Source organism: Aliiroseovarius halocynthiae, from assembly GCF_007004645.1.
Classification (GTDB): domain Bacteria; phylum Pseudomonadota; class Alphaproteobacteria; order Rhodobacterales; family Rhodobacteraceae; genus Aliiroseovarius; species Aliiroseovarius halocynthiae.
Genome location: NZ_ML660019.1, coordinates 1422399 through 1436616, shown reverse-complemented (window position 1 = coordinate 1436616; position 14218 = coordinate 1422399). Strand labels below are relative to the sequence as shown.

The following is a 14218-nucleotide window of genomic DNA, read 5'->3' as shown; positions in this document are numbered from 1 at the left end:
CGATGAAAGTACGTGTTGACGTCATGCTGAAAACCGGCGTTCTGGACCCTCAGGGCGAGGCCGTGCGCCACGCGCTTGGCAATCTGGGCTTTGAAGGCGTTGAAAAAGTCCGTCAGGGCAAAGTGATCGAGCTGGATGTGGCAGAAGGCACGTCGGAAGCGCAGATCAAAGATATGTGCGAGAAGCTTCTGGCCAACACCGTGATCGAAAACTACGCCATTCAGGTGCTGTGATGAAGGCGGGTGTCATTGTCTTTCCCGGTTCAAACTGTGACCGCGATCTGGCGGTCGCATTTGAGCGCGCGGGTGCTCAGGTCCAGATGATCTGGCACAAAGAAACCGAGCTGCCCACCGATTTGGATATCGTGGGTGTGCCCGGAGGTTTCTCGTTTGGGGATTACCTGCGCTGCGGTGCTATCGCGGCGCAATCGCCGATCACGCGCTCGTTGATCAAGCATACTGAACGTGGCGGCTATGCCATCGGTATCTGCAACGGCTTTCAGGTGTTGACCGAAACCGGCATTCTGCCCGGTGCGTTGATGCGTAACGCGAACCTAAAGTTCATCTGCAAACCTGTTGGTTTGAAAGTGGAAACCACGGATTGCGACTTCCTGTCTGGCTATGAAGTTGGGCAAGAGATCACAGTGCCGGTGGCGCATCACGACGGCAACTATAACGTCACGGATGAGAAGCTGGCGCAGCTGCGTGACGAAGGCCGGATCGCCTTTACCTATGCTGACAACCCTAACGGCTCGACCGGCGACATCGCGGGAGTAATATCCAAGAACCGTCGCGTTCTTGGCATGATGCCGCACCCGGAACGCTGCGTGGACGAGCTGCATGGCGGCACAGACGGGGTGGCAATGTTCCGCTCGCTTGTCGACACCGTAGTGGCTGCCTGATTGTGATGGGGCGTGATGCGCCCTATCTTTCCCCTATGGGGGATGAGACCACACACACCATGCCCACCCCGCGGCCTCCGCGCCCCGGTGTCAGCATGCGCGCACGGCTTGTGCTGATCGCTCTGATCACATTTGCCGTGGCGGTGGTCTATGTTTCCAACAACCTTCTGACCGAACGCTATACAGAAACCACCCGCAATCGGGCCGAATTGCGGGTTGCGCTTTATTCCGGGAACCTGATCAGCGAGCTTCAGCGAAATTCGGTCGTCCCGCTGCTATTGTCACGCGATCCGGCGTTGATTACGGCGCTAAGCAGCTCGGATTTCGCGCAAAGTACGGCCCGGCTGATTTCATATTTGGATGACATCGAGGCTGCGTCGCTTTTGCTTTTGGATCGGGATGGCCGCGCCGTGGCGACCACAAACCGCGAGATCCTTGGCTCGCAGCACCGATCCGACCCCTATTTTATCGAGGCGCTGCGCAGCAATGACACCGTGTTCACCACGGTGCAGACGGAAGCCGGGCAGTATGTCTTTACCTATTCACGCAAGATCGAACAGGCGGGAAATACGCTGGGTGTGATCGTCGTGGGTGTGGATCTGAAGAAGTTTGAAAACAGCTGGGCAGGGATCTCGGACGCAGTTCTGGTCACGGACAGCGAGGGCAATGTAATTCTATCGACCGAGCCACGCTGGCGGGGGAAACCCGAAGGCGAAGCACTGGCGACGGTATCCGCGCCGGAAGCCATCCGTCGCTCGGCCCGGCAGGCCATCGATTGGTCCGGGTTGCCTGCCGAGGTCTTGTATTTGGGCGAGGCGGTGATGCGCCACGAAACGCGGGTGCCGTTTCAGGGATGGCGCATGACGTCGTTCACGTCATATGGATCTGTGCGCGAGAAGGTGAATACGGTTTTGTCTTTGGAAATCATGGCCTTCGCTATGATTCTTTCATTCCTATTCTATTTGATCAGCCGCCGCGCCCAATGGCGCAGCGCTGAGTTCGCACAGGAATCGGCGGAACTGCGCCAGCTGAACCTCGCCCTTCAGCGCGAGATTGCCGAGCGTAAGCGGGCCGAAGAGAACTTGCAGGTTGCCGAGCAAACGCTGGCGCAAAGCTCGAAACTGGCCGCCTTGGGGGAAATGTCTGCTGCGGTCAGTCATGAACTGAACCAGCCCTTGGCGGCGATGAAGACCTATTTGGCTGGTGCGCGTCTGCTGCTGCAACGCAAACGTCCAGATGAGGCATTGTCCAGCTTCCAGCGAATCGACGATCTGATCGGGCGGATGGGGGCGATCACGCGTCAGTTGAAATCCTATGCCCGCAAAGGCGGCGACACGTTCGAACCGATGGATGTACGTGACTGTGTATCCTCGGCTCTGTCCATGATGGAACCACAGCTAAAACGCCGCGAAGTGCGCATCACGCGCAATATTCCGCGCGATCCGGTGATGGTGATCGGCGATCGCTTGCGTTTAGAGCAAGTCCTGATCAATTTGCTGCGAAACGCATTGGACGCGACCAAATCGGTTGAGTTGCCGCAGGTGGACATCATTGTCAGCCTTGGGGACTACGCTTTGATCTCGGTGCGCGACAACGGAAACGGCGTGGATGATTTGGACAGTCTTTTTGAACCCTTCTATACGACCAAAGCTCCGGGTGACGGGGTTGGGCTGGGCTTGGCGATCTCATCCGGTATCGTATCGGACCTTGGCGGGCGCTTGACTGCGCGCAATGGTCAGGACGGGGGGGCTGTATTCGAAGTCGAGCTTCCTATCTTAAAAGCTGAAGACGCCGATATCGAAGCTGCTGAATAGCACAAAAGAAGCGCAGGAGAGCGACATGGCACAGGCAATTAAAATCGCGATCGTCGATGACGAACAGGATATGCGACAGTCCATTTCTCAGTGGCTGTCTCTGTCGGGGTTTGAAACCGATACATTCCCCTCGGCCGAGGACGCATTGAAATCCATCGGACCGGACTATCCGGGGATTGTGGTCTCGGACATTCGGATGCCGGGGCTGGATGGCATGGGCTTTTTGAAAAAGCTGATGAGCCAGGACAGCAGCTTGCCGGTCATCATGATCACGGGGCACGGCGATGTGCCGATGGCGGTCGAGGCGATGCGCGTGGGCGCGTATGATTTCCTTGAAAAGCCGTTCAACCCGGATCAGCTGACCAAGCTGGTGAAAACGGCGACGCATAAGCGCCGCATGGCGATGGATGCCCGTGCCTTGCGTCGCGAGCTGGGCGATGGGTCCACGATTATGAAGAAACTGATCGGGGCGTCTCCGGTCATGTCGCGTCTGCGCGAAGATATTCTGGATATCGGCCAATCAGATGGTCATGTGCTGATCGAAGGCGAAACCGGCACTGGGAAGACCCTTGTGGCGCACGCTTTGCACGCGGTTGGCGCCAAAGCAGGCAAACGCTTTGTTGTCGCGTCCTGCGCTGGTGTCGAGGAAGACGAGCTGACCCGCCGTCTGTTCGGGCCGATTGATGAAGGCGGCGCGATCCCTCTGGTCGAGGAAGCCCGCGGTGGTACGTTGGTCTTAGAAGATATCGAGGGCATGCCGATGGGGCTTCAGGCCCGGCTGCTGACATGGATGAACGATCAAGGCGCGCCGGCAGAGACCCGCGTGGTGGCGATCTGCAATCTGCAAGAGCAGGGCAAAACCTGCGAGGATTGCCTGCGCCCGGATCTGTACTATCGCCTTGCAGCCATGAAGATCACCTTGCCGCCCTTGCGCCAGCGTGGCGAAGATATCCTGATGCTGTTCACCGTCTTCGCGGACCAATTCGCTGACGAATATGGTTGTGCGGCGCCGGGTGTTAGCGCGCAAGAGGCTGCCCAGCTTTTGCAAGCGCCGTGGCCCGGTAACATCCGTCAGCTGGAAAACATCGCCGAACGCGCCGTGCTGCAATCGCGTCGCGGGTCCGGCACAATTTCGTCGCTTCTGATGTCGGATCATGACGAGGTGCAGCCGGTGATGACCACCGAAGGCAAGCCCTTGAAAGAATACGTAGAAGCGTTCGAGCGGATGCTGATCGACAACACGATGCGCCGTCATAAAGGGTCCATCGTGGGCGTGATGGACGAGCTGTGTCTGCCGCGCCGGACGTTGAACGAGAAGATGGCGAAATACGGTTTGCAGCGGTCTGACTATCTGAACTGACTGTCAGAAGGGCTTGCTGCGCGGGCAGGGATGTTCTAGCCTTATTGTTGCGATGTTAAGCAATGGAGGGCGCAATGCCAGCATCACCCAATCCGCTGAAAAAGAACTTGGCCGCGGGCGACATGCAAATTGGCCTGTGGCTGAATTTGGGTGACCCCTCGGCGACCGAAATCGCCGCAGCTGCCGGTTTCGATTGGTGCCTGATTGACGGCGAACATGCACCCTATGATCCGGTGACGATCCAAAACCAGTTGCGGGCTATGATGGCTTATGACAGCCCCCCCATCGTACGCGTTCCCATCGGAGAAGACTGGGTGATCAAGCAAGCCCTTGATCTGGGGGCACAAAGCCTGTTGGTCCCGATGGTCGACACGGCTGATCACGCCCGCCAGATGGTGGCCGCCACGCGCTATGCGCCAGAGGGGCGTCGGGGGATGGGGGCGATGGTGGCACGTGCCTCGGGTTGGGGCCGGGTCGCGGATTACAATGACAACATCAATGACGAGATCTGCTTAATCGTGCAGGCTGAGACCCGACTTGCGATGCAAAATCTGGACGAGATCGCGGCCGTCGAGGGCGTCGACTGCGTCTTCATTGGTCCCGCCGATCTTTCCGCAGATATGGGGCATCGTGGCAATCCTGGTCATCCCGACGTGAAGGCGGCGATCGCAGACGGCGTTGCAAAAATCCGAACTGCAGGGAAGGCCGCGGGTATCCTGCACTATGACAGCACGAATTTTGCCTACTACCGTGATCTTGGTGTGACCTTCCTTGGCGTTGGATCCGAGGCTTCGCTGTTGCGGGCGGCGGTGCACCAGACACTGCTGAGTGCGCGAAAAGCGGTCAGTGACTGATGCAGGCGTCGGGATGCGACAATAGCGCGCTTTGGGCAGGGTTTCACAACGCAAAAGCGCGCGTTACATCAAGGCAAGCTGAAAGGAATCCTTATGAGCAAAGCGCCATACTTCCCGCCTCCGCCGCCCACCCCTGAAAAGACACGCTTGTTTCAGCGTACCCCACCTGCGATCTTTCCACCGATCATGGGCGCGTTCGGATTGGGTTTGGCATGGCGGCGTGCGGCAGACGGGTTTGGTGTTCCAGATGCTTTCGGGGACATGATACTTGGCGCAGCAACCATTCTTTACCTATTTTGTCTCGTAGCTTACGTGATGAAGTTAATGCAAAGGCCGGCAACATTTTTGGAGGATCTGAAAATCCTTCCCGGCCGCGCTGGTATTATCGCGATGGTTCTGTCGGGATATCTGATGGCGGCAACCGTCGTCCCGTTTTCGACCGGTTTGGCGACCGTCGCTTTCGGATTAGCGCTGGCAGCCCATGTGGTCGTAGTGCTGCGTGTCGCGTACAGTCTGATCACGGGTCCGGTCGAAGCACGCTCGGTTACTCCGGTCTGGCACCTGATCTTCGTGGGCTTCATCCTCAGCCCCTTGGCGGCCCTGCCGCTTGGTTTCCACATCTATTCCATTGCCGTTTTCTGGATCAGCCTTGCCATTGCGCTGGCCATTTGGGGGGCGAGCCTTGCGCAGTTCATCCGCGCAGACGTACCACCACCTTTGCGCCCGCTTTTGGCGATTCATTTGGCCCCGGCCAGCGTGTTGGGCCCGGTCGCGTTTCTAACGGGGTACGTGCAAATCGCTTATGTGCTGTGCGTTCTGGCCGTTGTGCTGTTGACACTGTTGGTCATACGCGCGCGCTGGCTGACCGTGGCCGGATTCAGCCCGCTTTGGGGCGCGTTCACATTCCCGCTCGCTGCATTCTCGACTGTGATGCAAATTACTGCCGTACATACAGGATCAGACATTCTGCGGATCATAGCTGGGCTCAGCCTTGTGGCGGCCAGCCTGATCATTCCGCCCATTGCCTATAAGGTTTTGATGATGTGGTCCAAAGGGGTGCTTGCGGTCAAAACCAACGCAGCACAGGCCTAGCCGTTGGCCTGATCTTCAAACGGCGGAAGGGCGGCTTGGGCTTTCTTGGTCAGGCTGCCCCGTACCAACGCATAGGACCGATGGATGCGGTGGATCAGCTCGTCTTTGTCCGCGCCGAACGGCAGGTTCACCCATGAGCGGTGGAAATACGGGGCTTTCACGCCGACGCCTGCCTCGATCAGCATCGTGGCGGTTTCGATATCCGGCGTTTTAACCGAGATACCCTGTGTTTTCGCCCCAATGGCCGCAAAAATTTTACCCCCAATTTTCCACACATCATGGCCGGGGCCAAAGGGCTCGGACCATTCCGTAGCTGGAAGGGCATCGCAAATCGTTTTCACTTGATCACGTGTCATGAGGTCACGCTAACAGGCTTGGCAGGGGCTGGGAAGAGTGCTAGCGTGCCGCCAATGAAACGGAAAAGCATCATTATTATCTGCTGCATTACCTGCTGACATCGTCAGGCGGGCCGTTCTTCTATTCCATACATGTCAGGAACTTGGTAAGCCCGCACGGGAAATTCTGTGGGATAACGCATGCGCGGACGCACGAGGACAACATGACGGACATCAAACTTTACAACACGATGGCGCGGAAGAAGCAGGTCTTCACCCCGATCGACCCCAATAACGTCCGCATGTATGTCTGTGGGCCGACGGTCTATGACCGCGCCCATCTGGGCAACGCGCGCCCTGTTGTGGTGTTTGATGTGCTGTATCGTCTGTTGCGCCACGTCTATGGGCCGGATCATGTGACCTATGTGCGCAACTTCACGGATGTGGATGACAAGATCAACGCAACCGCGCTGGCCCGCAAGGAAGCGGGCGCGGCGGGCACATTGGAGGAATTGGTCCACGAACGCTCGAACGAAACTATCGAGTGGTATCTGAACGACATGCGCGCGCTCGGCGCAATGGATCCCGACAAGATGCCCCGCGCGACCGAGTTCATCCAACCGATGATCGACATGATCGAGGATCTGATCGCTAAGGGGCATGCCTATCCCGACGGGGCGGGGCATGTGCTGTTCTCGGTCAAAAGCTACAAGGATTACGGCCAACTGTCTGGTCGCTCGGTTGACGACATGATCGCCGGCGCACGGGTCGAGATTGCGGACAATAAGCGTGACCCGATGGATTTCGTGCTGTGGAAACCATCCACCGATGATCTGCCCGGCTGGGAAAGTCCTTGGGGGCGCGGTCGCCCCGGTTGGCATATCGAATGCTCGGCCATGAGCCACGACCTGCTGGGCGCGTCCTTTGACATCCACGGCGGCGGCAACGACCTTCAGTTCCCGCACCATGAAAACGAGATTGCGCAAAGCTGCTGCGCCCACCCGGAAGGGCAGTTCGCACGCTATTGGCTGCATAACGAGATGCTGCAGGTTGAAGGCAAGAAGATGTCCAAGTCACTGGGCAACTTCTTTACGGTACGTGATCTGTTGGACGCAAAATATCCGGGTGAAGTGATCAGGTATGTTCTGCTTCAAACCCACTATCGTAAGCCGATGAATTGGACTGAGGACAAAGCAGCGTCTTCGCTAAAAGAACTTGGAAAGTGGCATCGCATGAAGGGAGATAACTCTCCCGGACTGGTCCCTGCGGGGGTTCTAGATGCTCTAAGCGATGACTTGAACACTCCAAAGGCGATATCAGTTTTGCGCGAATGCGAGAAGCAGGGAGACATTTCGGGCTTGCTCGCAGGGCTAGAAATCATGGGTCTGCGAACCATAGACGATGAGATGTGGTCGCTCATTCTCGACAGCGAAAAAGAAATCTTAGATTTTCTTTCGAGAAGGCTCCACGAGACACGTCTTGAAGCCATGCAAACCAAAGATTTCTCGGCCGTTGATGCGCTGAAAACCGCGCTGACCGAGGCGGGGGTTCAGGTGCGCATGTCGAAAGAGGATGTCGAGCTGGAGCCGGGGCCGGGTTTCGATGCTTTGAAGCTGGAGGGGCTGCGATGACCTTATTGCCAAAATGCAAAGGACAGCCCACGACCCTGGGTGGGGGGGAAGCCCCCTCCCGTGGGGAGGGTCGGGGGCTGCCTGGCCTTCGTCCAGGCAATAAGGTTTGCGAGGATACACTATGACAGAACGCCTCTATCTTTACGACACCACGCTTCGTGACGGTCAGCAGACCCAAGGGGTTCAGTTTTCGCTAGCTGAGAAACACCAGATCGCGCAGGCGCTGGACGCGCTTGGTGTCGACTATATCGAAGGCGGCTGGCCCGGTGCGAACCCTACCGACAGCGATTTCTTCGATGCGGCCCCTAAGACTCGTGCGACCTTCACCGCTTTTGGCATGACCAAACGGGCAGGGTATTCGGCTGAAAATGACGACGTGTTGGCGGGTGTGATGAATGCTGGCACGCCTGCCGTCTGTCTGGTTGGCAAAAGCCACGATTTCCATGTCACCACCGCGCTGGGGATCGAACTGGAAGAGAACGTCGAAAATATAGGTGCAACAATGGCTTATATGGTGCGCGAAGGACGCGAGGCGCTGTATGATGCCGAGCATTTCTTCGATGGCTATAAGTCCAATCCCGACTATGCGCTGGCCTGCGTAAAAGCCGCTTATGACGCGGGCGCGCGCTGGATTGTTCTGTGCGACACCAATGGCGGCACGCTGCCGCATGAGGTGCACGAGATCACCAAGGCCGTGATCGCCGCGGGCATTCCCGGTGACCATCTGGGCATTCACACCCATGACGATACCGGCAATGCCGTTGCCTGCACGTTGGCGGCCATCGACGCAGGCGCGCGGCAGATACAGGGTACGCTGAATGGTCTGGGTGAGCGCTGCGGCAACGCCAACCTGGTCACGCTGATCCCGATCCTTCTGACCAAGGAACCCTATGCCAGCCGCTACGAGTTGGGTGTTACGAAAGAGGCTCTGTCGGGGCTGACCCGTGTTTCGCGCCAGCTGGATGACATCCTGAACCGCGTGCCCAACAAATCGGCCCCTTTCGTAGGTGCATCGGCCTTTGCGCATAAGGCCGGGTTGCACGCGTCGGCGATCTTGAAAGATCCCACGACCTACGAACACATTCCACCCGAGACCATCGGCAACACGCGTATTGTACCCATGTCCAATCAGGCCGGGCAGTCAAACCTGCGTGCCCGCCTGTCAGACGCGGGGATCGTTGTGGAAAAGGGTGATCCGCGTCTGGGCGACATCCTGAACCGCATCAAAACTCGGGAAGATCAGGGCTATGCCTATGATGGGGCGCAGGCCAGTTTCGAATTGGTCGCGCGTGACGTTCTTGGGCAACTGCCGCAGTTCTTCGAGGTGAAGCGCTATAAGGTCACGGTCGAGCGGCGCAAGAACAAGCGCAACAAGATGATCAGCCTGTCCGAGGCAATCGTGGTCGTGAAGATCGGGGATGACAAGAAACTGTCCGTGTCCGAAAGCGTGGATGAGACGGGCACAGATCGCGGCCCGGTGAACGCGCTGGCCAAAGCTCTGGCGAAAGATCTTGGCCCCTATCAGCACGTTATCGAAGATATGCAACTGGTTGATTTCAAAGTGCGTATCACCCAAGGCGGGACCGAGGCGCAGACCCGTGTCATCATCGACAGTGAAGACGGGGCGGGCCATCGCTGGTCCACGGTCGGGGTCAGCCCGAACATCGTCGATGCTTCGTTCGAGGCGCTGCTGGACGCGATCATCTGGAAACTTCTGCGCGACGGGGCCAGCCCGGCATGACGGCTACGTCCGACGATTACGATCCAATTTCCGCCTGCGCCGAGCAGGTCATGAAGGGCGACCCGGACCGCTTTCTGGCAGTAATGAGCGGCTCTGTCGAAGAACGAAGGCGGCTTTTCCCGCTTTATGCGTTTAATCTGGAAGTCGCGCGCGCGCCTTACATGTCGCAGGAACCGATGGTGGCGCTGATCCGCCTTCAGTTTTGGCGTGATGTTTTGACAAATGCCGTCGATGGCACCGAAGCACCACGCCATGATGTGGCGACACCTGTGTCGCAATTGGTGACTTGGGGGGATATGCGGGTCGAACCGCTTTTGCGCATCATTGAAGCGCGGGAGGGCGAGGTGCAAGGAGAGCAGCCTCGTACGTCAGATCAAATTCAGACTTATCTGCGTGCGACATCCGGTGCGTTGATGCTGGCAGGCGGGCAGCTGTGCGGCATGACCGAGTACGCCGGAGACTTCGAAATTGACACCGCGCTTGAGGATCTGGGCGAGGCGGCCGGGCTGGCAAATTGGTTGCTGGCACAGCCCGCACTGGCCAAGACCGGGCGGGGGCATGTCACGCCGGAGGTCGATGTCATTCAGGCGCTCTGTTCTGATGAAATTTCGAAATTATCGCGTGCACGCAAGGTGTTAGGGCGACAGGGCAATCCCGCCTTGCGCAGCGCTTGGCGCGCGCAAGGCATTCTAAGGCAGGCCCTGAAGCAGCCTGCGCTGGTGGCTGACGGTGCACTTGGCGGCGCTGAGATCTCACGCCGCGGCCATATGTTGTGGCTGAGTATAACTGGCCGCTGGTAACCACTTGGAATTTCACCCAGCGAACCACCGTTGACGCCAGCGCTTCAATTGGGCCTTGGCCTGTGCTTGGCGGTCATCATGCAGCTCTCTTTCGTCACGAAACACACGTTTCTGCCCGCCCGTCTGACGTTCTAAACGGGTGGCAGTGCGGAAGCTGTCTGACAGGATCGTAATCATTGGATGTCTCCTTTGCTTGAAAGTCTTGATACTAAATTAGGGTTGAAATGGGCTTTCTGGCAAAGCAGTATGATTTTCGTAATGTAAGCAGAGGTAACAATATGGAATGGCGATCCCTGCCATCCCTTGCGACGTTGCGTGCGTTCGAGGCCGCAGCGCGGCATCAAAGCCTAAGCCAAGCTGCGCGCGAATTGAACGTGACGCATGCAGCAATCAGCCAGCATGTACGCAAGCTGGAAGACGAGCTGGGCGAAGCGCTGTTGCTGCGTCAGGGGCGCGGTATGGCGCTGACCGATGCGGGGCGGTTGCTGGCCGACAGTCTTGGGGCTGGGTTCGCGACCATCGCGGATGGGGTTGAGCAGATCAGGCAGCGTGGACAGGATCGCCCCGTGCAGATCTCGGTCACGCCTGCTTTTGCGTCGCACTGGTTGATGCCCCGGATTGGAGCTTTCTGGGCAGAGTTCCCTGGGGTCACAGTCAATATTAACCCCAGCGAAGAGCTGGTCGATCTGCGCCGGGACGGGGTGGATCTGGCAGTGCGCTATGGGAATGGAGAATGGCCGGGTGTGGAGGCAGAGCTGCTGACCGACGGCGAATTCGTCGTGGTTGCGCATCCAGATCTGGTTCAGGGCCGTAAGGTGCAGTCGCTTTCGGATCTGGTTGATCTGCCATGGGTCATGGAAGCCCACATGATGGAGCGGCGCCGCATCGTCGAAAAAGAAGGCATTGATCTGGATAAGGTCGCTTTAACGATGATGCAGACCAGCGATCTGGTCTCGTCCGCTGTGGTGGCGGGGCTTGGTGTATCTGTGCAGCCCAGATCGCTGATCCAACTGCATCTCAAATCAGGAGCCATGGTGCCGCTGCACCGCTTTCGCCAGACCAAGCTGGGATACTATATCGTTACGCGTCCCGGGTCATTGACCCAGAACGCACATATATTTTGCAAGTGGTTGCGCCAAAAAGGGGCCGAGGAGGCACGGGCGGATTAAAGTGCGGCGGCTTCTGCGGCCAGTGCCTCGATACCTGCCCAATCTCCGGCTTCGACCAGATTGGTGGGCGCAACCCAAGACCCGCCAACACAGAGCGTGTTGGGCAAAGACAGATAGTCCTTTGCGTTTTTCAGGCTAACCCCACCGGTCGGGCAGAACCGGATTTGGGGTAGGGGCGATGACAGCGATTTCAGGAACGGCGCGCCGCCTGCGGCTTCGGCTGGGAAGAATTTCTGCACGCTATAGCCGCGCTCCAGCAGGCGCATGCTTTCAGACGCCGAGGTCGCGCCTGGCAGTAAGGGCAAGTCATTGGCTTCGCAGGCATCCAGCAGGCGATCAGTGGCGCCCGGAGACACGCCGAAGGTCGCGCCTGCGGCTTTGGCTTTCTCGACATCGTCGGACGTCAACAATGTGCCTGCGCCCACGGCGCCGCCTTCAATTTGTGCCATTTCGCGGATCACATCCAGTGCGGCCGGGGTGCGCAGGGTTACTTCCAGCGCGGGCAAACCGCCATCGACCAAAGCCTGCGCCAAGGGCGCAGCGTAGGCGACGTCTTTGACGACTAGGACCGGAACCACAGGGGCCAGTCGGCATATTTTTTCGGCGGCGTTGCTTGCGACTTCTGGGGTCATATCATTGTAATCCTTAGTAAATCGACGATGCGCCTTCCGTGGCAGGGCGTGCGGCCCGGCGGAAGGTTTCGAACAGTTCGCGGCCGCAGCCGTCGGTGTTGTGTGTCAGGTCAACCTGAACAGCGGCGCGGTCAGTGGCGCCGTCTGTTACGGCTTCAAGCGTGCCATTGGTTGCATCCAAGCGGATGATGTCGCCATCGCGAATGCGTGCGATGGGGCCACCGTCAGCGGCTTCCGGCGCGACGTGAATGGCTGCGGGCACTTTGCCCGAGGCACCAGACATGCGCCCATCGGTGACAAGAGCCACCTGTTGTCCACGCCCTTGCAGGATCGACAGGATAGGGGTCAGCCCGTGCAGCTCGGGCATACCATTGGCGCGCGGGCCTTGGAAGCGGACGACGAAAATGATGTCGCCGGTCAACTCGCCTGCTTTGAATGCGGTTTTCACGCTTTCCTGATCGTGGAAGATGCGGGCAGGGGCTTCGATTACGTGGCGTTCGGGGTCGACGGCCGAGATCTTGATCACGCCCTGACCCAGATTGCCCGAAAGCTGCGCCAGCCCGCCGGTTTTTTGGAACGGATCGTTTGCGGGGCGCAGGATCTTGTCGTTCAAGCTTTCGCGCGGGGCTGGTTCCCAGCGTACGCGGTCGCCGTCCAGCTTTGCCTCTTGCGCATAGGCGGTCAAATCGCCCGCGTTTGTGGTCGCGTCAGGGTGCAGCAGGCCTTCCTCAAGCAGGTTGCCGATCATATAGCCCAGACCGCCCGACGCGTGGAAATGGTTCACGTCGGCCAGCCCGTTGGGATAGACCCGTGCCATCAGCGGCACCAATGCCGAGATGTCGGCAAAATCTTCGAGCGTCAGGATGACGCCAGCGGCGCGCGCCATTGCCGGCAGGTGCAGAACAAGGTTCGTCGAGCCACCCGTTGCCATAAGCCCAACCAACCCGTTCACAAAGGCTTTTTCGCCCAACACATGCCCCACAGGCGTAAACTGTTCGGTGCCATGTGCGATGTCCAGCGCGCGGCGGGTGCCTTCGGCGGTCAGCGCATCGCGCAGAGGTGTATGCGGCGTAACAAAGGACGCGCCGGGCAGGTGCAGCCCCATGAATTCCATCAGCATTTGGTTGGTGTTTGCTGTGCCATAGAAGGTGCAGGTGCCCGGACCGTGATAGGCCGCCATCTCGGAGGCCATAAGCTCTTCCCGTGTGGCGTCGCCGGTGGCGAATTTCTTGCGCGTTTCGGCCTTTTCGTCATTCGAAATGCCCGACGTCATGGGGCCTGCGGGCAGGAAGACTGTTGGGATATGTCCAAAGCTGGCCGCGGCGATGATCAGTCCCGGTACGATCTTGTCGCAGACACCCAGATAAACCGCCGCGTCAAAGGTGTTGTGGCTCATTGCGATCCCGGCGGCCATAGCGATCACGTCGCGGGAAAAGAGGCTCAGCTCCATCCCGGTTTCGCCTTGGGTAACCCCGTCGCACATCGCAGGAACACCGCCTGCGACCTGTGCCGTGGCCCCATGTTCGCGGGCCACACGCTTGATCAAATCAGGGTATGAGGCAAATGGGGCATGGGCTGACAGCATGTCATTATAGGCCGTGACAATCCCGATATTGGGCGCGCGTTCCGTGGCAAGTTTGGTCTGATCCGCCCCTGCACCGGCATATGCATGCGCCTGGCCAGAACAGCTTAGATGCGCGCGTCGCGGCCCATCTTCGATTGCGCCGGATATCTTCTTTAGATAGGTGTCGCGGCTATCGCGCGAACGTTCCATGATGCGGTCGGTGATGGCTGTAAGGGTCGGATGGGTGGCCATGTTGCGCCTTTCCAAGTGCTTACGGTTTCGCGGTGCGGTAAAGATACCGTGTTCGTGACCCGGATAACAGAAT

At 58.6% G+C, this 14218-nt stretch carries 14 protein-coding genes; 10 read left to right on the top strand and 4 right to left on the bottom strand.

Annotated features, from left to right (window positions below):
• Nucleotides 1-2: 2 nt before the first annotated feature.
• From purS to FIL88_RS07090, 6 genes are all read left to right on the top strand, one after another.
• Nucleotides 3-233 (top strand): phosphoribosylformylglycinamidine synthase subunit PurS, encoded by a 231-nt coding sequence (gene purS / locus FIL88_RS07115; RefSeq protein WP_142853066.1) that lies wholly within the window; start codon nt 3-5, stop codon nt 231-233.
• Nucleotides 233-901, top strand: a complete 669-nt coding sequence (gene purQ / locus FIL88_RS07110; protein ID WP_142853065.1) for a phosphoribosylformylglycinamidine synthase subunit PurQ — start codon at nt 233-235, stop codon at nt 899-901. Before purS ends, purQ begins: the two co-directional genes overlap by 1 nt.
• A gap of 59 nt (nt 902-960) precedes the next feature.
• Nucleotides 961-2715 (top strand): sensor histidine kinase, encoded by a 1755-nt coding sequence (locus FIL88_RS07105; protein WP_407642338.1) that lies wholly within the window; start codon nt 961-963, stop codon nt 2713-2715.
• A gap of 25 nt (nt 2716-2740) precedes the next feature.
• Complete coding sequence (locus tag FIL88_RS07100) at nt 2741-4075, top strand: sigma-54-dependent transcriptional regulator (protein ID WP_142853064.1); 1335 nt, start codon at nt 2741-2743, stop codon at nt 4073-4075.
• Between the two features lie 74 nt (nt 4076-4149).
• The gene (locus tag FIL88_RS07095) at nt 4150-4929 is read left to right on the top strand and encodes an HpcH/HpaI aldolase family protein (RefSeq protein ID WP_142853063.1); all 780 of its coding nucleotides are present in this window, start codon (nt 4150-4152) and stop codon (nt 4927-4929) included.
• A 93-nt stretch (nt 4930-5022) separates the two neighbouring features.
• Entirely contained in the window at nt 5023-6021 is a 999-nt protein-coding gene (locus tag FIL88_RS07090; RefSeq protein WP_142853062.1) for a TDT family transporter, read from the top strand.
• Here the strand turns inward: FIL88_RS07090 and FIL88_RS07085 are convergent.
• Nucleotides 6018-6377, bottom strand: a complete 360-nt coding sequence (locus tag FIL88_RS07085; protein ID WP_142853061.1) for an MmcQ/YjbR family DNA-binding protein — start codon at nt 6375-6377, stop codon at nt 6018-6020. The genes FIL88_RS07090 and FIL88_RS07085 overlap by 4 nt on opposite strands.
• Before the next feature lie 203 nt (nt 6378-6580).
• Here FIL88_RS07085 and cysS point away from each other — a divergent pair, with 203 nt between their 5' ends.
• The 3 genes from cysS to FIL88_RS07070 all read left to right on the top strand — a co-directional run bounded on the left by cysS (nt 6581) and on the right by FIL88_RS07070 (nt 10528).
• Nucleotides 6581-7987 carry a cysteine--tRNA ligase gene (gene cysS / locus FIL88_RS07080; protein WP_142853060.1) on the top strand — a complete coding sequence of 469 codons (1407 nt, stop codon included), beginning with the start codon at nt 6581-6583 and terminating at the stop codon, nt 7985-7987.
• Nucleotides 7988-8108: 121 nt separating this feature from the next.
• Entirely contained in the window at nt 8109-9728 is a 1620-nt protein-coding gene (cimA, locus tag FIL88_RS07075; RefSeq protein ID WP_142853059.1) for a citramalate synthase, read from the top strand.
• The gene (locus tag FIL88_RS07070) at nt 9725-10528 is read left to right on the top strand and encodes a squalene/phytoene synthase family protein (protein WP_142853058.1); all 804 of its coding nucleotides are present in this window, start codon (nt 9725-9727) and stop codon (nt 10526-10528) included. The genes cimA and FIL88_RS07070 overlap by 4 nt, the downstream gene beginning before the upstream one ends.
• A 12-nt stretch (nt 10529-10540) precedes the next feature.
• Here the strand turns inward: FIL88_RS07070 and FIL88_RS16660 are convergent, their stop codons facing one another.
• Nucleotides 10541-10705: a hypothetical protein gene (locus tag FIL88_RS16660; protein ID WP_185960871.1), complete on the bottom strand. Its 165-nt coding sequence runs from the start codon at nt 10703-10705 to the stop codon at nt 10541-10543.
• 101 nt (nt 10706-10806) lie between these two features.
• Between FIL88_RS16660 and FIL88_RS07065 the strand changes: the two genes are divergently transcribed.
• Nucleotides 10807-11697 (top strand): LysR family transcriptional regulator, encoded by an 891-nt coding sequence (locus FIL88_RS07065; RefSeq protein WP_185960870.1) that lies wholly within the window; start codon nt 10807-10809, stop codon nt 11695-11697.
• On the opposite strand, the gene eda is transcribed toward FIL88_RS07065, so the two are convergent.
• Nucleotides 11694-12329, bottom strand: a complete 636-nt coding sequence (eda, locus tag FIL88_RS07060; protein WP_142853056.1) for a bifunctional 4-hydroxy-2-oxoglutarate aldolase/2-dehydro-3-deoxy-phosphogluconate aldolase — start codon at nt 12327-12329, stop codon at nt 11694-11696. The two genes, FIL88_RS07065 and eda, sit on opposite strands and share 4 nt — an antisense overlap.
• A gap of 13 nt (nt 12330-12342) precedes the next feature.
• The gene (gene edd, locus FIL88_RS07055; protein ID WP_142853055.1) at nt 12343-14145 is read right to left on the bottom strand and encodes a phosphogluconate dehydratase; all 1803 of its coding nucleotides are present in this window, start codon (nt 14143-14145) and stop codon (nt 12343-12345) included.
• Between the last annotated feature and the right edge of the window lie 73 nt (nt 14146-14218).

What these genes read in the sequence shown, in the direction of transcription:
- purS (WP_142853066.1), top strand. Translation starts at nt 3, where the DNA reads ATGAAAGTACGTGTTGACGTCATGCTGAAAACCGGCGTTCTGGACCCT.
- purQ (WP_142853065.1), top strand. Translation starts at nt 233, where the DNA reads ATGAAGGCGGGTGTCATTGTCTTTCCCGGTTCAAACTGTGACCGCGAT.
- FIL88_RS07105 (WP_407642338.1), top strand. Translation starts at nt 961, where the DNA reads ATGCCCACCCCGCGGCCTCCGCGCCCCGGTGTCAGCATGCGCGCACGG.
- FIL88_RS07100 (WP_142853064.1), top strand. Translation starts at nt 2,741, where the DNA reads ATGGCACAGGCAATTAAAATCGCGATCGTCGATGACGAACAGGATATG.
- FIL88_RS07095 (WP_142853063.1), top strand. Translation starts at nt 4,150, where the DNA reads ATGCCAGCATCACCCAATCCGCTGAAAAAGAACTTGGCCGCGGGCGAC.
- FIL88_RS07090 (WP_142853062.1), top strand. Translation starts at nt 5,023, where the DNA reads ATGAGCAAAGCGCCATACTTCCCGCCTCCGCCGCCCACCCCTGAAAAG.
- FIL88_RS07085 (WP_142853061.1), bottom strand. Translation starts at nt 6,377, where the DNA reads ATGACACGTGATCAAGTGAAAACGATTTGCGATGCCCTTCCAGCTACG.
- cysS (WP_142853060.1), top strand. Translation starts at nt 6,581, where the DNA reads ATGACGGACATCAAACTTTACAACACGATGGCGCGGAAGAAGCAGGTC.
- cimA (WP_142853059.1), top strand. Translation starts at nt 8,109, where the DNA reads ATGACAGAACGCCTCTATCTTTACGACACCACGCTTCGTGACGGTCAG.
- FIL88_RS07070 (WP_142853058.1), top strand. Translation starts at nt 9,725, where the DNA reads ATGACGGCTACGTCCGACGATTACGATCCAATTTCCGCCTGCGCCGAG.
- FIL88_RS16660 (WP_185960871.1), bottom strand. Translation starts at nt 10,705, where the DNA reads ATGATTACGATCCTGTCAGACAGCTTCCGCACTGCCACCCGTTTAGAA.
- FIL88_RS07065 (WP_185960870.1), top strand. Translation starts at nt 10,807, where the DNA reads ATGGAATGGCGATCCCTGCCATCCCTTGCGACGTTGCGTGCGTTCGAG.
- eda (WP_142853056.1), bottom strand. Translation starts at nt 12,329, where the DNA reads ATGACCCCAGAAGTCGCAAGCAACGCCGCCGAAAAAATATGCCGACTG.
- edd (WP_142853055.1), bottom strand. Translation starts at nt 14,145, where the DNA reads ATGGCCACCCATCCGACCCTTACAGCCATCACCGACCGCATCATGGAA.